Origin of the sequence: Paenibacillus medicaginis (assembly GCF_042138635.1) — a bacterium.
GTDB lineage: Bacteria > Bacillota > Bacilli > Paenibacillales > Paenibacillaceae > Paenibacillus > Paenibacillus medicaginis.
The window spans coordinates 127,522-144,122 of sequence record NZ_JBHIRY010000006.1; the positions used below are offsets into that span (position 1 = coordinate 127,522).

General features: G+C 49.9%; 17 protein-coding genes and 1 other RNA gene. 12 read left to right on the forward strand and 6 right to left on the reverse strand.

The genetic code is table 11. The annotated features are described in order from the left end of the window. Positions 1 to 36: 36 nt before the first annotated feature. The 4 genes from cshA (at position 37) to ACE5LO_RS08810 (ending at position 3,369) form a co-directional block, all read left to right on the forward strand. Positions 37 to 1,593, forward strand: a complete 1,557-nt coding sequence (gene cshA, locus ACE5LO_RS08795) for a degradosome RNA helicase CshA (RefSeq protein WP_375519642.1) — start codon at positions 37 to 39, stop codon at positions 1,591 to 1,593. A gap of 162 nt (positions 1,594 to 1,755) precedes the next feature. Then, complete coding sequence (locus ACE5LO_RS08800; RefSeq protein WP_375519643.1) at positions 1,756 to 2,517, forward strand: YesL family protein; 762 nt, start codon at positions 1,756 to 1,758, stop codon at positions 2,515 to 2,517. Between the two features lie 55 nt (positions 2,518 to 2,572). Continuing rightward, a non-coding RNA gene (ssrS, locus tag ACE5LO_RS08805) (6S RNA) lies at positions 2,573 to 2,765 on the forward strand. Between the two features lie 211 nt (positions 2,766 to 2,976). Continuing rightward, complete coding sequence (locus tag ACE5LO_RS08810) at positions 2,977 to 3,369, forward strand: DUF1499 domain-containing protein (RefSeq protein WP_375519644.1); 393 nt, start codon at positions 2,977 to 2,979, stop codon at positions 3,367 to 3,369. 63 nt (positions 3,370 to 3,432) lie between these two features. Here the strand turns inward: ACE5LO_RS08810 and tpx are convergent, their stop codons facing one another. Further along, a complete protein-coding gene (gene tpx / locus ACE5LO_RS08815) occupies positions 3,433 to 3,951 on the reverse strand; it encodes a thiol peroxidase (protein WP_375519645.1) in 519 nt (172 codons plus the stop codon). 110 nt (positions 3,952 to 4,061) lie between these two features. Here tpx and ACE5LO_RS08820 point away from each other — a divergent pair, with 110 nt between their 5' ends. Together ACE5LO_RS08820 and gltC are read left to right on the forward strand one after the other, a co-directional pair. Beyond that, on the forward strand, positions 4,062 to 4,682 hold the full coding sequence (locus tag ACE5LO_RS08820) for a rhomboid family intramembrane serine protease (protein ID WP_375519646.1): 621 nt from the start codon (positions 4,062 to 4,064) through the stop codon (positions 4,680 to 4,682). A 46-nt stretch (positions 4,683 to 4,728) separates the two neighbouring features. After that, positions 4,729 to 5,655: a glutamate biosynthesis transcriptional regulator GltC gene (gene gltC / locus ACE5LO_RS08825; protein ID WP_375519647.1), complete on the forward strand. Its 927-nt coding sequence runs from the start codon at positions 4,729 to 4,731 to the stop codon at positions 5,653 to 5,655. A 73-nt stretch (positions 5,656 to 5,728) separates the two neighbouring features. Here gltC and ACE5LO_RS08830 read toward each other — a convergent pair whose 3' ends face one another. Next, positions 5,729 to 6,400, reverse strand: a complete 672-nt coding sequence (locus ACE5LO_RS08830; RefSeq protein ID WP_375519648.1) for a zinc metallopeptidase — start codon at positions 6,398 to 6,400, stop codon at positions 5,729 to 5,731. 45 nt (positions 6,401 to 6,445) lie between these two features. Then, positions 6,446 to 6,871 carry a MerR family transcriptional regulator gene (locus ACE5LO_RS08835; protein ID WP_375519748.1) on the reverse strand — a complete coding sequence of 142 codons (426 nt, stop codon included), beginning with the start codon at positions 6,869 to 6,871 and terminating at the stop codon, positions 6,446 to 6,448. 234 nt (positions 6,872 to 7,105) lie between these two features. Between ACE5LO_RS08835 and ACE5LO_RS08840 the strand changes: the two genes are divergently transcribed. Genes ACE5LO_RS08840 through ACE5LO_RS08850 form a run of 3 tightly spaced genes read left to right on the forward strand, consistent with a single transcriptional unit; the run spans position 7,106 to position 10,356 of the window. Continuing rightward, positions 7,106 to 8,506, forward strand: coding sequence for an ammonium transporter (locus ACE5LO_RS08840; RefSeq protein ID WP_375519649.1), 1,401 nt, complete (start codon positions 7,106 to 7,108; stop codon positions 8,504 to 8,506). Between the two features lie 36 nt (positions 8,507 to 8,542). Continuing rightward, on the forward strand, positions 8,543 to 9,625 hold the full coding sequence (locus tag ACE5LO_RS08845) for a DUF294 nucleotidyltransferase-like domain-containing protein (RefSeq protein WP_375519650.1): 1,083 nt from the start codon (positions 8,543 to 8,545) through the stop codon (positions 9,623 to 9,625). Then, on the forward strand, positions 9,622 to 10,356 hold the full coding sequence (locus ACE5LO_RS08850; RefSeq protein ID WP_375519651.1) for an exonuclease domain-containing protein: 735 nt from the start codon (positions 9,622 to 9,624) through the stop codon (positions 10,354 to 10,356). Before ACE5LO_RS08845 ends, ACE5LO_RS08850 begins: the two co-directional genes overlap by 4 nt. On the opposite strand, the gene ACE5LO_RS08855 is transcribed toward ACE5LO_RS08850, so the two are convergent. After that, positions 10,342 to 10,788 (reverse strand): M67 family metallopeptidase, encoded by a 447-nt coding sequence (locus ACE5LO_RS08855; RefSeq protein ID WP_375519652.1) that lies wholly within the window; start codon positions 10,786 to 10,788, stop codon positions 10,342 to 10,344. The genes ACE5LO_RS08850 and ACE5LO_RS08855 overlap by 15 nt on opposite strands. 107 nt (positions 10,789 to 10,895) lie before the next feature. Beyond that, complete coding sequence (locus tag ACE5LO_RS08860) at positions 10,896 to 12,182, reverse strand: MFS transporter (protein WP_375519653.1); 1,287 nt, start codon at positions 12,180 to 12,182, stop codon at positions 10,896 to 10,898. A 137-nt stretch (positions 12,183 to 12,319) separates the two neighbouring features. Here ACE5LO_RS08860 and ACE5LO_RS08865 point away from each other — a divergent pair, with 137 nt between their 5' ends. After that, entirely contained in the window at positions 12,320 to 12,889 is a 570-nt protein-coding gene (locus ACE5LO_RS08865) for a TlpA family protein disulfide reductase (RefSeq protein WP_375519654.1), read from the forward strand. 52 nt (positions 12,890 to 12,941) lie between these two features. Here the strand turns inward: ACE5LO_RS08865 and cimA are convergent, their stop codons facing one another. Then, on the reverse strand, positions 12,942 to 14,561 hold the full coding sequence (gene cimA / locus ACE5LO_RS08870; RefSeq protein ID WP_375519655.1) for a citramalate synthase: 1,620 nt from the start codon (positions 14,559 to 14,561) through the stop codon (positions 12,942 to 12,944). A 264-nt stretch (positions 14,562 to 14,825) separates the two neighbouring features. Here cimA and ACE5LO_RS08875 point away from each other — a divergent pair, with 264 nt between their 5' ends. Both ACE5LO_RS08875 and ACE5LO_RS08880 read left to right on the forward strand, forming a co-directional pair. After that, a complete protein-coding gene (locus ACE5LO_RS08875) occupies positions 14,826 to 16,106 on the forward strand; it encodes a DNA polymerase IV (RefSeq protein WP_375519656.1) in 1,281 nt (426 codons plus the stop codon). Positions 16,107 to 16,222: 116 nt separating this feature from the next. Beyond that, positions 16,223 to 16,462, forward strand: a complete 240-nt coding sequence (locus ACE5LO_RS08880; protein ID WP_375519657.1) for a ferredoxin — start codon at positions 16,223 to 16,225, stop codon at positions 16,460 to 16,462. Positions 16,463 to 16,601: the final 139 nt, after the last annotated feature.

The window sequence follows — 16,601 nt, forward strand, 5'->3', positions numbered from 1 at the left end:
CCACTATATCCGTTACAAGAAGGAGTATGAATAAATTTGACAACATTTGTAGAATTTGATCTCGAACCCAAGGTACTTCAAGCTATTACGGAGCTTGGATTTGAGGAGGCAACTCCGATTCAGGCGAAATCGATCCCTATCGCACTGACAGGCAGCGACATGATCGGTCAGGCACAGACCGGTACAGGCAAAACCGCAGCATTCGGTATTCCGCTGATCAGCAAAATCTCCAAAACGGACGATAAAATCAGAGCCCTCATTATGGCGCCTACACGTGAGCTTGCCATCCAGGTGGCCGAAGAAATAGAAAAACTCTCCCGCTTCAAAGGTCTTCGCACATTGCCTATTTACGGTGGACAAGATATTGTGCGCCAGATCCGTGCCCTTAAGAAGAAACCCCAAATTATTATCGGTACACCAGGACGTTTGCTTGACCATATCAACCGCAAAACCATCAAGCTGGAAGACGTAAACACCGTAGTGCTGGATGAAGCGGATGAAATGCTGGATATGGGCTTCATGGAAGATATTCAATCCATCCTCAAGCAGGTTCCGGAAGATCGTCAGACGATGCTCTTTTCGGCTACGATGCCGCCGAATATTCAAAAGCTGGCGCAGCAGTTTCTTAAAAATCCGGAGCATGTATCGGTGATTCCGAAGCAGGTCAGTGCTCCGTTGATCGACCAAGCCTATATCGAGGTTCCTGAGCGTCAAAAATTTGAAGCTCTGAGCCGTTTGCTGGATATGGAATCCCCTGAGCTGGCTATCGTTTTCGGACGTACCAAGCGCCGTGTCGATGAATTGGCCGAGGCCTTGCAAAAACGTGGTTATTCCGCTGACGGACTGCACGGCGACCTGTCGCAGAACCAGCGTGATACAGTAATGCGCAAATTCCGCGACGGCAGCATTGATGTATTGGTTGCGACGGACGTGGCCGCACGCGGTCTGGACGTATCCGGTGTAACCCATGTTGTGAACTTCGATCTTCCGCAGGACCCTGAAAGCTATGTGCACCGGATCGGCCGTACCGGACGCGCAGGCAAGGAAGGGGCGGCATGGTCCTTTGTGACTCCGCGTGAAATCGATCATCTTCATTTTATCGAGCGTGTGACGCGCCACCGTATTCCACGCAAACCGCTGCCTACTTTGGCGGAAGCCATCGAAGGCAAACAGCGCATTACAGCCGAGCGTCTGCTTGAGATCGTGGAGCAGGGCGAACTGAATGAATATAAAGGACTTGCCATTCAAATGCTGGAGCAGTACGACTCCGTGCAGCTGCTGTCAGCCGCTATGAAGCTCCTGACAGGCGAGAAGCGTGATGCGCAGATCGAGCTGACTCCGGAGGATCCGATTCGTGCGAAGCGCCGCAAACCGGATATCCGATCTGGCGGACGCAAGCCTTCCAACTTCGGCAGTGGACGTGGCGGCTATAACCGTGATAACCGTGGTGGACGTGGCGGCTACAACCGTGACAACCGCAGCAGTGGTGGTGGCGGTGGCGGGTACAACCGTGATCGCGGGGACCGCAAACCGCGTACCGGCGAAGGCTCGGATACACGTCGGCCAAGAAGAGAGGATTCGTTTGAATCCTAGGATTTTGCCGCTGGCTGAGCAGAGGTAAAAAGACAGGCAGATGGACCGGAGTGGTGACACTCCGGCTTTTTGCTTGTGCGGGTGGCGGAAACGGGTCCAATTAAGTTATAGTATAAATAATAACCGAATGAGATTGGGCAACCGCTGAGGGGGAGACTAAATTTGGAATTCAAGGGAGCCATGGGCGGCCTCTACCGCCTGACGGAATGGATTACTCGCTTTGCCGCCACAAACCTGCTGTGGGCGCTTTGTTCGTCGCCCTTTCTGTTTTTTTTGATCATGAAGCTGATCGTCATGAGCCAGCAGCTGACCAATGAATCTTTGCAAATGAATTGGGCGATGGCGATTGTGGCACCGCTTACTTTATTTCCGGCAACGGCAGCCATGTTTACAGTTGTGCGGAAATGGGTGATGGGGGATAGCGACATACCCGTATTCCGCACCTATTTTGCCGGATTTAAACAAAATTACAAGCAAAGCCTGATCGGCGGGCTGTTCTATACGCTGCTGACCATTGTAATGTATGTGGATTACACCGTGTACATGACGCAGTTTCCGAATCTGCAGATGATCGGCGTAATTATGCTGATTTTGCTAATTATCCTGTTTGTGTCGATGTTCAATTTCTTTTCCATGGTGGCGCACTATCATATGAGCAGCAGGCAGATTATCAAAAACGCGATTCTGCTCACTCTGATCCGGCCATTCCGTGTGTTTTCCACATTGCTCGGCAGCGCTGTGCTTGTATATGTAGGGATTCGCTATCCTGTGCTGTTTATTTTCTTCATTCCCTGCATCATCGCCTGGTTTGCTTTTTTCAACTTCTACGGCACCTTTCTGAAGATGCAGGAGCAGTTGCAGAAGCAGCAGACGGACGGTGAACTGGAAGGGAAAGAGGCGGCAGCAGAGGAAACGAAAAATTAAAACATTTCTCGTCAATATTTACTTTTTTAGTGGTAACGTCTATAATAAGTTTCAACACCTCCTGCTGTGTACGTTACGATCATTCGTTGTTTTGAACCAATGATGATGTCTAGGGAGATCTACATGGAAAGCGGCTGAAAAGCCCTGTCACTTTCGACAAGGGGACTTCAAATGCTGTTTCTGCGGTCACCCACCTGCTGAAGCAGGTTCAGAAGACACTATGGTCGGACGGCAACGGCGGGGCCAATTGTTCAATGAGAAACATCTCTTTTCTTTTCACGAAGAAACAGGGGTGTTTTTTGTTGTGCAACAATGATAAACTGTTAGTAGCAAAATACCGTCTGCCTAAGGATAAGGTTCGTACGTTCAGTATGTATTAAAGCGTTTGCAATAGATTAAGTGCTTTACGCATCTGCAGAGAATGCCACAGGGCACGGTGATGGTGAAGGAGGAAATAGGTTGTCGCTGAAAAGGACGCTTGTGGGGATTATCCGCAGTCACGAAGGTACGGGTGACAAGGCGAAGGATCCCCTGCTCAAAACACGATACTATAATTTATCGAAGGATAAGGCATGGGAAGAAGTCTCATCGACATTAAAAAAGATACCCGGATTCAAGGTGCTGCATGAGGTATCCTCGGTAGGGGAAATTACGCTGGAGAAGCGTACCGCTTTCGGGCGTGTTATCGATATTACCATTTCGATTCTTTCAGTTTCTCCGGTGCGTAGCGCGATCGATATATACTCTGCTTCACGGGGCTCCATGGGGGATCTGGGGGCCAACTATCGTATTATCCTGCAGTTGTATGGTGTGCTGGACAAAAAAATGGGTGCCTACAGAATTCGCGAGTAAGGGCGGAATGTGCCTGTAAAAAATCAAGCGAGAGAAGGACTGGCCTTCCTCGCTTTTTTTGGTTTAAACAAGCTTCTTCACAGCTTCGATCACTTTCTCGTAATCAGGATGGTTGGCCATTTCTGTCAAATACTCTACATAAGCGATGTTATCATCTGCATCAATGACAAAGATGGAACGCATGTCCAGGTGAAGCTCCTTGATAAATACACCGTAGGCTTCGCCGAAGGAGTGATGTTTATAATCCGACAGGGTAATGACACGGTCAACTCCGGCAGCTCCGCACCAACGTGCCTGGGCAAACGGCAGGTCCACGCTGACGGTGAGCACGACAATCTGATCTCCAAGGCCTGCTGCTGCTTCGTTGAAGCGCCGGGTTTGCGCGTCACAAACTCCGGTGTCCAGAGAAGGCACTACACTGACAAGTTTGATTTTGCCGGCAAAATCCTTTAGTGAAGCCTCTTCGAGCAGATTTTTATTCAGCGTAAAATCAGGAGCCTTATCGCCGGCCTTTAATTCCGGTCCGATGAGGGTAATCGGATTGCCTTTGAAGGTTGCTACTCCGGTACGTTCCTGGGTCATATGTATTTCCTCCTTATAACATTGGTGATTGGTGCCAAAATCCATTATAATCTTTTGTGAAAGATGATGTCCACTTGTTAGAAAACGGTAATGCAGAGAGGGGCCATATTTTGATTTTTTTAAGACATGAAAGCTGGAACAATTACATTCGTTATTATCCCGTAACCTGTCTTATTTTGTTGGCCAATCTGATTATGGCAGGGCTGGTGATCCTCAAGGGGGGATTTACCACAAACGTGCTGGTCGAGCTGGGGGCCCAATTGAATGTGGGGATATACGATACACAGTACTGGCGCTATGTGACCTCCATCTTTCTGCATGGGGGATTCAGCCATCTGTTATTCAACTCCTTTGCCATCCTGGTGTTTGCGCCGCCTTTGGAAAGGCTGCTCGGCTCTGTGCGCTACCTTGTTTTGTATTTGTGTACAGGCATTGTGGGGAACATCATGTCGGATGCCTACTTCACCTCAATGAGGCAAGTTACCGTTTCCATCGGGGCTTCCGGAGCCATCTACGGGATATATGGCGCGTTTTTATACATCGCCTTGTTCCAGCGTCATATGATGGACGAGGCATCGCGAAAAACGTTGTATTCGCTGCTGATCCTCGGTGTAATCTTCTCACTGGCCATGGCGAACATCAATTGGATGGCGCACTTTGGCGGCTTGATCAGCGGATTCTTTATCTATGGCCTCATGATCCGCCTGTTCAAGCGCCGCACACAGGCCTGATCAGCCTTACCGTAATAGGCAAACAGAAATGGAGCGATAAAGTGAAGTGGAACTAAGACAGCTGCAGTATTTTGTAAAAGTAGCTCAAAAAGAACATGTAACGCAAGCCGCAGAAGAGCTTCATGTAGCCCAGTCCGCAGTAAGCAGACAGATTCATCAGCTGGAAGAGGAGCTGGGCGTCCATTTGTTTATGCAAAAAGGCCGCAACTTGCAGCTTACGCCGGTCGGACAGCTCTTCTGCAAACGGGTAGAAGGCATTATGAAGGATCTTGAGCGGGCTGTAATGGAGGTCCATGAGTTTCTGGATCCGGAAAATGGCGAAATCCGGATCGGATTTCCGCACAGTCTGGGCATTCATTTAATTCCTTCCGTTGTGGCAGAGTTTCGCAACCGCTATCCCAAAGTGAAATTCCGGTTTAAACAGGGGATGTATCCAACACTTATTCGGGATGTGCTGTCAGGTGAGATTGATCTGGCGTTTGTATCGCCTTTTCCGCACAGTCATGAACAAATCGGCGGCGATATTGTGCTAACGGAAGAGCTTCAGGCCATATTGCCTCCGAATCATCCGCTTGCAGGGGAGAAGAGCATCCGGCTGGAGCAACTGAAGGATGAGAAGTTTATTTTATTCGGAAGTGGATATTCGCTGCGGCCCATCGTGTGGGATGCGTGCATTCAGGCAGGGTTTACGCCTCATGTATCGTTTGAAGGTGAGGAGACGGATACGATCCGGGGGCTGGTGGCTGCAGGTATGGGGGTCAGTCTGCTGCCTGAAATGGCATTGTTTCAAACGAACCGCTTAGAGCCGGCCAAAGTGAAAATATCGGAGCCGAAGGTCACCCGCACCATCGGCCTGATTCACCGGACAGATGGCAAGCTCCCGTTAGTGGCGCAATCATTCCGGACATTTTTGCTGAATTATTTTGGATTGCAGCAGAATACTGAAGCTGTCTGCAAACCTGATATTTCTTGAAAGTAAAACAAAATGAATGGCGCCCTTGAGCCGAAGCTCAGGGCGCCATTCATTTTGTTTTTTTGATTACACGTTATTCGCGGTTGTTGAAGATCCCGATAAGACGAATCAGCTCGAGCAGGGAGACCAGTGCGGCAGCAACATAGGTCAGTGCCGCTGCGTTGAGCACTTTGGCTACGCCGCGCTCCTCATCATTGCGGATATAACCTTCCGAGACCATAATTTCACGTGCACGGTTGGAAGCGTTGAATTCAACCGGAAGCGTGATCAACTGAAAAGCTACGGTAGCGGAAAAGAAGATGATCCCGAGACCGATCAGATTAAAAGAACTGAACAACATGCCGGCAATCAGCAGGAATGGCGCGATGCCGGAAGCGATGTTCACGACCGGGAAAATGCGGTGCCGCATCGTCAGGAACGGATAATGCTCCTTATGCTGAATAGCGTGACCCACCTCGTGACAGGCAACGGAGATGGCCGAGATGGAGCTCTCGTAATATACAGGCTCCGATAGACGGACAACCCGATTGATCGGGTCATAGTGGTCAGAGAGCGTGCCTCTCACCGGTTCAATCGGAACATCGTGCAGCCCGTTGGAATCCAGCATATGCCGGGCTGCGTCGTAACCTGTCATACCGCGCTGGTTGCGCTCCTTGGCCCAGCGCTTGAACGTGCCGGAGACACGAAACTGCGCCCACAACGAAAAGATAAAGGCAATGATCACCAACAGATACATGCCGCTCATTTTCAATTACCTCCAAAATAAAAAAATAGAATTGGACAAGAGAAACTACATACTGTGCTCAAGCAAATACTTCAGCGCCTCTATGCAGGCTGCGCTTTGCGGCAGCAGACCTGTAAGCACCTTGCGGGCCTGAACCGGCTTTAACTGCTTCAGTAGGGGCTGCAGCTCATTCACTTCCCGCTCCAGGCGCTGCATGTGCATCTCAAGAGTCGTAAGCTTGTCGGTTACCTGTTCCTCGCTGGACAGCCCACTCCACTTCTCAAGCGATTGCTTGATCTCTTCCAGGCTATATTTCTCTTGTTTCATCTGATTAATACGTTCAAGCCTGTTCAAGGTTTCATTACTGTAAAGGCGATAATTTTTCAAAGAACGTTCTTCGGGAGCAATAAGTCCCATCTTCGTATAATAATCGATCGTCCGTTCACTTACCCCGGCAGCTTTGGCAAGCTCACCGATCCGGTACAGCTTCATATCCCCATTGCGCTCACCTCGCGATTCCTGATAAATCATTGGCCCCACAAGCAGTGGCTTCAGTGCTATTATTTAATGATACATGATCCGCAACCGTACAGTCAAACGTCACGCTTTTTTGCCTTTTTCATTCTTTCGAAAAATTCTCTTGTCAACTTTCTTATCTTCTGCTTATAATGACATTAACGATTTCATATTGTGTAAAGATAAGTGACATTAAGGGGAGTGTTCTTGATGAAGAAAAAATGGTTAATTCCACTGCTTGCCCTGCTGACCATTCTGGCTTTTCCGGTCGGAGCGTTTGCAGCGGAGGAGGGACCTACCAACGTTCAACTTCAGGCTGGCCTGAACTCTGCGTTCACCTTCCTTGCGTTTATTCTCGTATTTTTCATGCAAGCCGGATTTGCTTTGCTTGAGGCGGGATCAACAAGAATGAAGAACGCCGGTCACGTAGCGGGAAGAACGGTATTGACGCTTGGTGTTTCCGCTCTGGCGTTTTGGGCGCTGGGCTTCGGTCTGGGGTTCGGCAATGATAACGGCAACGGTTTTATGGGACTTACGGGTTTCTTCGTAAGCGGCACCGATGCGGCGCCTTCTTTTGCTTCCTTGTCAGCTTACGATGTTCCAGTAACGATCATGTTCCTGTTCCACTTTGCTTTTGCCGCTATTTCGCTGGCCATCGCTTGCGGCGGTATGGCTGAACGCGCTAAACTGAGCGTATATATTGTTTTCGGCATTTTGTTCTCCATCGTTATTTATCCTGTTGTCGCTCACTGGGTATGGGGCGGCGGCTGGCTCGCTCAGCTTGGCATGCAGGATTACGCTGGCTCGACGGTAGTTCACTTGACGGGCGCGACGGCTGCGCTGGTAGCTACCATTTTGCTGAAGCCGCGTCTCGGCAAATACAACAAGGATGGCAAGCCAAATGTGATTCCTGGTCACAACCAGGTGTATTCCATTCTTGGTGTAATTATCCTCTGGTTCGGATGGTTCGGATTTAACCCGGGTAGCGCGGTTTCTGCCATGAACGACGGTTTCTTCGGTTATGTGGCGCTGACAACCAACATTGCGGCTGCAGCAGGCGCCGTCTTCGCCCTGGCTGTATCCTGGATGGTATTTGGCAAAGCAGATATTCCGAGCATGCTGAACGGTGTGCTGGCGGCTCTCGTCGCGATTACAGGCTCTTGTGCATTTGTTGCTCCTTGGGCGGCTGTTATTATCGGTGCGGTTGCAGGTATTATCACTTTCTTCACTGCCCAATGGCTGGAGCGCAGACGCATTGACGATCCCATCTACGCATTCTCCGTGCATGGTGTTGCAGGGATGTGGGGTGCGGTTTCCACAGGTATCTTTGCCAAACCTGAATTGGTGGAAATCACAGGTGTAGGCAAACCGGGCCTGGCTTATGGCGGAGGCTTCGGACAGTTGGGTGTACAGCTGCTCGGCCTGGTAGGCACATTTGCATTCGTTCTGGTCATCTCCTTCATTATTCTCGGTGCGATGAAAGCTGTAATGGGCATCCGTGTTACCGAAGAAGAGGAAACGATGGGTCTGGATATGAGCGAACATGGCACATACGGTTACCCGGAGCAAATGAAGCTGCTTGCGGATGCTGAGAAGCGTACATTGAACTAATGATGACGGTTGGGTCGAGCGAGGGAGGCTGGCGGTATGGAATCGCAGCACATAGAAGCGTGCAAAATATCATTTGAGGCGATTCATAACGCCGATTCGCCTGATCGCCTGCGAAAGGCAAGGATGGATACCCAGCATCGCCTGCTGGAAATACGGGCGGAAGCCTCGACGGAGGCTTGGCTCAAGCAGGTCAATGAGATGCATGATGCAATTTCCGTGAAAGCTGTACAGTTATGTGAACAAGGGATGGTTGAGGATGGCTTCGGCCCTCCTCCCGTCCCTTATGCCTTTATAGCTTTCGGGAGTATGGGGCGCTCGGAATCCACGCCCTGGAGCGATCAGGATAACGGAATGATCATCAGTGATGAAGCCGACGAGGGGAAGGAAGCTTACTTTTCGTCCTTCGGATCACGTCTTTCGGATATGCTTGAGTGGCTCGGTTATCGTAAATGTGAAGGAAAGGTCATGTGCTCGGAGCCATTATGGCGGCAGGAGGCCGCAGCATGGAAGAAACAACTCGAGGAGTGGAGCTCCGATTACAGCTGGGATTCAATCCGGCATTTGATTATCGCCTCTGATATGAGGCATATCGCGGGAGATGAAGGCTTGTCCAGACAGTGGAAGGAGTTCTTCAGCGCCGTGTTTCGCAGGGATCCCGGGCTTGCGGGAGCAGTTCTGCGGAATACAGTCAAACATAAAGCGACACTGAATATTCTGGGACAAATCGTCACCGAACGCTTCGGTGAGCATGCCGGGGATTTCGATATCAAGTATGGCTGCTATATTCCGCTAGTGAACTCTGTCCGGTTCATGGCACTGCAAAATGGCATAACAGAAACATCGACTTTAAGACGGCTGAAAAAACTGGCTTCGCTCGAAGCAGCCCCCTTTCCGCTATTGGATTCCTGTCAGCGAGCCTTTCTAATCGCACTCCATTTTCGAAATAGCACGCCTTGTGAGGAAGAGGAGGGGTTCCTGGTCAGCAGCGGTTATATGCCTGTTCAACAACTGAAGCAGCGTGAGCTATGGTATGAGCTCCGGGAAAGCCTCACTGTCGTCAGAAGAGTGCACAGGGCGCTGCAGAGGCAGCTTCGCTTCATGGAAAGGAGAAAATTATGAAAGAGCCGGTTAGGGGTGGCAGCGGATTCTGGAGTGTGCTCCGCCAGGGTGGTATGCCGTCAGCGATTGCTTCCGTGTTGGGAACCCCGACCGCGCAGCAAATGGCATTCATCCGCTCACTTGCCCGTGAGCAGCGCCGGTCGGAAGCCATGCGGACCCCATTGGAAAAGCTAGAGACCGTGGTGTTTGATCTGGAAACCACCGGCTTTTCGCCACAGCATGGGGATGAAATATTGTCCTTTGGTGCTGTGCGTGTAGTGGGTGACACGATTATGGAAAAGGAGCAGTTCTATACACTGGTTAAACCGAACATACCGGTTCCTGGGCATATATCAGAATTGACGGGTATTACCCAGGAAATGAGCGATGATGCTCCGGCTTTGATCGACGGTTTGCATGACTTTATGTCCTTTGTCGGCGGTAGGGTGCTTGTCGCTCATGCAAGCTCTCATGATAAAGCTTTTCTGAATGCCGCGCTTTGGAAAACATCCAAGGTTCAGCTGACCCACCGGGTGATCGATACGATGATGCTGGCCAGATGGCTGAACCCGCACGGCAGCTATACTCTGGATGATTTGCTTCAATCTAAAGACATACCTGTAGTAGGCCGGCACCATGCGCTCGAAGACGCGAAGATGACCGCGAAATTATGGGTCTGCTACATGACGGAAATTATGAAACGCGGCGTCACCAATCTGGCGGATTTGTATAACCATCTAAGTCACGCTTAAAGGCACCGGCTTCAGTGATATCGATGATGGATACACTGCATCGGAGATAACCACATAAGATGCGGTGGAAACTCCTCCGGTTGAATGGTCGCTCCCTGTGATCAAATAAACCGTCAGTCCGGGGCCAAACAGCTGCAGCTGCCGCAAATCTTCCTCTGATGGAACAGGGGGGGATGCGGGATGAGAATGAAATATGCCGATTAAAGCTTTCTCCCGCATCACACAGGTTACCCAGTTTGGTCCGTCAAACTCAAAATGATGCAACGGATCGGCCGCGATGTTAGGAATGGCGGTAAATTGTGAAATGTGGATATACTCCCCCTCTGTGTGCCCAAGCAGTGCTCCGCAGGCTTCCTGCGGCAGGCAGGAGCGGACATATCGCTCAAGGCGTTCCAGCAGAACGGAAGGAATATGTACGGATGAATGAACCAATAGTATATTTGCTCCCTTAAACAAGAAGCTCCCAAGGTGGGAGCTTCTTTCATTTTGTAATCATGTGTCTCTAATACTAATGCGAGAGGGAAATCCCTGCAAGAGGATTACTGAACCGTTTCCGAAGGCTTGATCAGCTTGAAGGCCAGAAAAAAGGTGAGCAGAGACAGCAATGCAACGCTGCCGAATACAGCCGCATGGGATATCCCCATCAGCCAGCCGAAGAGCGGGGGGCCAAAGGCCACACCGAAAAAGCGCAGGCTGTTATACAGGGAGGTAATCATCCCGCGCTGGCTTTTTTCGACCGAACCGGTGATCATCGTATTCAGACATGGCAAAAGCAGACCGGTTCCGATACTGCTTAATGTCAACAGTCCGATTAAGAAATAAATGTTCCGGCCGGTAAAAATGGCGGCAGCCTGTGAGACAGCCATCGTCAGCAGTCCGATAATGATCAATCTGCGGATGAGGATGCCGTTTTTCTTTATTTTTGAACCCGTTATAAATGAGGTGGCCACCATGCCAAGCAACGGGATGGCCAAGACCAGCCCCTTTACCACTCCGTCGATATTATAAGGAGGTTCTTCTAACGTATCGGATAAATAAAACAGAATGCCGAATAAAATGAATAACCCTACAGCTCCTGTAAAAAAAGAGCTTAGCAGCCATCTTCCTTTTTCCTTGATCACGCTGACTATATTATGAACATATTTGCCGATGGGAACTGGCTCGCGTTTATTCTTCGGCTCATGTATCAGAAAAATGACGGCCAGAAGGGAAAGCAGGCAAAAAACCGGAAATGCAAAAAAGGAGGCATACCAGATTATTAAAGCAAGCAGCGAACCCAGAATCGGGCTTATTACTTTACCGCCAGCATTGGCGGCTTCGATTAAGCCGAGAGCCTGGGATTCGGTTCCTTCTTTATACATGTCCCCCACCAGTGCCATAGCAATGGCTGAAGTGCCCGCTGCTCCAATTCCCTGTATAACCCGTCCGATAATAAGCACCGTGTAGGAATTCCAAACCGCTCCCATGCCTGCAAGAATGCCCGCGCTGCCATACACAATAAGACTTGGAATGAGGACGCTTTTACGGGAAAAACGGTCGGATAAATAACCGGAAACAGGGATGATGACTCCTGCGGCAATGGAAAACAGACTTATGACGAGGCTGCTTTGAAATTGGCTGATGTGCAGCTTGCTTTGCAGCTCAGGCAAAATCGGTACGATCATCGAGTTGCCCAGCACCAGAACGAGAGGAACGCTGGCAAGGGCCGTATATTCGCCCCACTTTCCTCCACCATTCGATGATTTTTTTGTATTTTCCTCTTTGTGCCTGCTGCGAAGCTGTCTTCCCTCTGGCATCCATCTGCTTCTGCCTCTTGTGCCGTTCATGGTACCAGTCCTTTCACTTTCTGTCGTCAGTAATGTAACCCGTCTGGGTGCAGATCATGCAGGGATGAAAAGATCGAAGCCAGGCTATAAAAATGTGGTAATAGGGGAGAATGTATTAAAAAAACATGGAGGTCATGATGTATACAAAAATCAAAACTATTTTGATGGCAGGCTTGAGCATTGGGGCAGCTTTCACGGGAATCACATCAACTAACCTGACACCTGTCTTCGCCGATGACCCGGCAGCAGCGGAGACGGCTCCTGTTATGGCACAGGAGGGGGCAACAGCGCCTGTTAGCAGTTTGAAGGGCCTGGATGGCAGAACCTATACGGTAGGCGAGGGAAATGGCAAAATACAGCTGCTCAACTTCTGGGCTTCATGGTGCGATCCCTGCAGAATCGAGGCGCCACTGCTCAATGAGCTATCAGCCAAATACAGAACAAAGCTTGATGTATACGGCATCAATGTCACGAAATATGATCGCCAGGAAGATGTAAGGAAATTTGCAAAATCTCTGGGATTAGCCTATCCGATCCTGCTGGACAAATCAGGAGAAGTATTTGACGTCTATCGGGGAGCTGCTTTTCCTACCAGTGTGCTTATTGACGAAAATGGAAAGGTACGTGAGGTGCTGTTGGGTGTGTACAGTAAAACAGAGCTGGAGGAGAAAATCCGCAAGTTGACAGAGGAACTGGATACGAAGTGAAAAAGCTCCGGGACCTTGTGCATTGAACCCGGAGCTACAGCTGAAATATATACTAATGATTGACAATCCCGTTGGAAGAAGCGGCCGCTCCGGAAGGAGGAAGCTCGATGTTCTCGGAGAGCAGGGCATGGCGGAAGCTGTCCACCAGCGCCTCCCAGCTTGCTTCGATCACGTTGCCGGATACACCCACCGTATTCCACGTATTTTCGTAATTTCTTGATTCGATCAAAACCCGGACCTTCGCCGCAGTAGCGTCTTTTTCGTCCAGCACACGTACTTTATAGTCTGACAGGTGCATATCCCGCAGAGCAGGGAAGTATTGAGCCAACGCTTTACGAAGAGCATTGTCAAGCGCATTAACCGGTCCGTTCCCTTCCGCGGCCGTATATACACTGCTGCCTGCCACATTCAGCTTGACAAACGCTTCCGATACGACGGACCTGTCGGCGGATTTCTCAACCAGCACCTTGAAGGACTCAAAAGTAAATAGCTCCTTCATTTCACCGTTGGCCTCACGGATGAGCAGCTCCAGCGACGCATCAGCTCCTTCGAACTGATAGCCCTGATGCTCCAGATCCTTGATCTTGTCGATGACGGAGCGGGCCTCCGCGCTGCTCGGATCCAGATGGATGCCGATGTCCTGCGCTTTGGACAGCACATTGCTCTGCCCGGCCAGCTCGGATACGAGGACACGCTGCTTGTTGCCGACCTCCTCCGGAGCAATATGCTCATACGTGCGGGAGTCACGCATAATAGCGGAAACGTGAATGCCTCCCTTATGAGCAAAAGCAGCATTGCCGACATAGGGCTGGTTCACAGGCATATTGACATTGGCAACTTCGCTGATATAGCGGGCGGAGTTTGTAAGCTGCTTCATTTGCTCTCCTGCAATGCATTCATAACCCAGCTTGAGCTGCAGGTTCGGGATGACGGAGCAAAGGTTGGCGTTGCCGCACCGTTCACCGTACCCGTTCATGGTGCCCTGAACCTGTCTTGCCCCGGCCTGGACGGCAGTGAGCGCATTCGCAACCGCCAATTCGCAGTCATTATGAGTGTGGATGCCGAGACGGGCCGATTCAACGGCTTGGCCGAGGCTCGTTACAATTTCATAAATCTCATGTGGCATGGAGCCGCCGTTCGTATCACACATAACAAGCCAGTCCGCACCCGCTTCCTGGGCTTTTTTCATGACTGCAACCGCGTATTCGGGATTATGCTTGTAGCCGTCAAAAAAGTGTTCGGCGTCAAAGATCACTTCCATGCCGTTTCGCTTGAGAAAGGCAATAGAGTCATAGATCATGGCGAGATTCTCTTCCAGCGTTGTCTGCAGCGCGGTATGCACGTGAAAATCCCATGACTTGCCAACCAGCGTAGCTGCATGCGCTCCGGATTGAAGAATCCGCTGTAAATTGACATCTTGCTCTGCAACGCTGTCTTTACGGCGGGTACTGCCGAATGCCGTGATTTTGGCGCTCAGGCCAAGCTGCTGAACTCTTTTGAAAAATTCGATGTCCTTGCTGTTGCTGCCGGGAATGCCGCCTTCAATATAATGAACACCAAGATCATCCAGCTTTTTGGCAATTTTCAATTTATCGTCCGCAGACAGGCTGATGCCTTCTCCCTGGGTTCCGTCTCGCAAGGTAGTATCAAAGATGGAGATGGTCTTTGACATGAAGATCCTCCTTTTGGAATGCGTCTCATAAGCGAATTTTGGATTGGAATAAATTACAGTAAAGCGTTTGTGTAATGAAGATCTATAATTTATATGATTATAGCAATTAATTGCGCGAAGTGTAACCTACTATAAGAGATTTTACGGTGGGAGGGTGTTCCAGGGCATGAAATTTGCATGGGGCTGATGTAAAATTAGAACTACTGCGATTTTTCGGATCATCCCGGCGATTATAAAATACACTTAGAGTAAGAAGGGTTGCAAGTGAAAAAGGTCAGTGACTATTATCCGGCGGATGGCCGTGTCATTCTTCATGTCGACATGAACGCATTTTACTGCTCGGTACATGCCGCCGAAGAGCCGCATAAATATAAAGGACGCCCGACCGCCGTTGCGGGAAGCAGCGAGCTGCGCAAAGGAGTTATCGTCACCTGCTCTTACGAAGCCCGCAAACTGGGCATATCGACAGGCATGGTTGTAAATCAGGCGCTCCGCATCTGTCCGTCCCTGATCATCATTCAGCCGAACTTTCATCTTTACAGGCAGTATTCCAGAGACTTTATGCAAATCGCTTATTCCTATACGCCCATGCTTGAGGCTACATCCATAGATGAATGCTACCTGGACATTACCGGCTCCAAGCAGTTCGGAACCCCTGTTGAAATCGCCGAAGCGATTCAGGGGCGTATTGCCGAAGAGCTGTCCCTGCCATGCTCTATCGGAATCGCGCCCAATAAATTGCTGGCGAAGATGGGCTCTGACATGAAAAAACCGAACGGGATCTCGATTCTCAGGCTGCGTGACGTACCGAAGGTATTATGGCCGCTTCCTTGTGCCCAGTTATTCGGAATCGGCCGCAAAACGGCCGCCAAGCTGGTGCAGCTTAACATCCGGACAATAGGTCAGCTGGCTCAGGCAGAAGAGCAGCTGCTGATTGAGCATTTTGGGGTCAACGGCTCATGGATGAAGCTTGCAGCCAACGGTATCAGTCAATCTCCTGTCCGGACGGAGAGAGAGCCGAACAAGTCCATCGGGCATACCACAACTCTTCCGCAGGACGTGAATAAGCCGGAGGACGTTCGGCGAATACTTCTGAATATCAGCGATCAGGTGGCGCGAAGGCTGCGGCGGCAGAACATGCTGGCAGGAGGACTGCAGATTACGATCAGAACACCTGAGATGCGGACATTTACCCGTTCCCACATGCTTAACCATCCGACAGAGGATGCCGAAGTAATATATAAGGAAGCATGTGAGCTTTACCGTCGTCACTGGACTCAGGAAAAGCCGGTCAGACTGCTCGGCATTACGCTGCAGCAGCTTGTACCTAAGGAAGAGGCGGCAGTGCAACTGGATCTGTTTGATTATGAGAAGCAGCCCAAAAAAGAAAGCCTGATCAAAGCGATGGATGCGCTGCGTGATAAATTTGGCGAAAATGCGGTGCTGACAGCAGGCATGCTGGGAGATGATCCATCCGTCCTGATTCGCAACAGCAAGCTGCGGGGAACCTCGCTGCAAAAGGATAATTTGCCGGCCTTGGACTAAAAATAGACGTTCCGTGTGGTTAAAATCATTTGTATTCACAATATTTTTGTATTAATATGTTTCTATAGATGGAAATAAGACAGGTTGGTTTTATTGTATAGGAGGAAGAGAATACTATGGCTAAATATACTTGGGTTGAGAAGGATACGTGCATCGCTTGCGGCGCCTGTGGCGCAACAGCACCTGACATTTATGATTATGATGATGAAGGTCTTGCCGAAGTCATCTTTGAAGGGGATAACAACCGCGGCATTATAGCGATTGGCGAAGACTTGTACGATGATATGCAGGATGCTTGCGACGGGTGCCCGACGGATTCGATCAAGATCGCGGATGAGCCTTTTAACAAAAATTAATTTATATCAGCACTGCCGTAACATTGAAAATGGCATCTTTTACCGTAATGGCGGTGGGAGATGTCATTTTTCTTACTGACCTATATAAAGCATAACAACTCAAGCCGAAAAATATACATAGATGGGTTTGCATGACTAA

Excerpts from the sequence above, each read along its gene's own strand:
- ACE5LO_RS08880 (WP_375519657.1), top strand. The coding sequence starts at position 16,223 with ATGGCTAAATATACTTGGGTTGAGAAGGATACGTGCATCGCTTGCGGC.
- ACE5LO_RS08865 (WP_375519654.1), top strand. The coding sequence starts at position 12,320 with ATGTATACAAAAATCAAAACTATTTTGATGGCAGGCTTGAGCATTGGG.
- ACE5LO_RS08850 (WP_375519651.1), top strand. The coding sequence starts at position 9,622 with ATGAAAGAGCCGGTTAGGGGTGGCAGCGGATTCTGGAGTGTGCTCCGC.
- ACE5LO_RS08835 (WP_375519748.1), bottom strand. The coding sequence starts at position 6,871 with ATGAAGCTGTACCGGATCGGTGAGCTTGCCAAAGCTGCCGGGGTAAGT.
- tpx (WP_375519645.1), bottom strand. The coding sequence starts at position 3,951 with ATGACCCAGGAACGTACCGGAGTAGCAACCTTCAAAGGCAATCCGATT.
- cimA (WP_375519655.1), bottom strand. The coding sequence starts at position 14,561 with ATGTCAAAGACCATCTCCATCTTTGATACTACCTTGCGAGACGGAACC.
- ACE5LO_RS08860 (WP_375519653.1), bottom strand. The coding sequence starts at position 12,182 with ATGAACGGCACAAGAGGCAGAAGCAGATGGATGCCAGAGGGAAGACAG.
- ACE5LO_RS08845 (WP_375519650.1), top strand. The coding sequence starts at position 8,543 with ATGGAATCGCAGCACATAGAAGCGTGCAAAATATCATTTGAGGCGATT.
- ACE5LO_RS08840 (WP_375519649.1), top strand. The coding sequence starts at position 7,106 with ATGAAGAAAAAATGGTTAATTCCACTGCTTGCCCTGCTGACCATTCTG.
- ACE5LO_RS08830 (WP_375519648.1), bottom strand. The coding sequence starts at position 6,400 with ATGAGCGGCATGTATCTGTTGGTGATCATTGCCTTTATCTTTTCGTTG.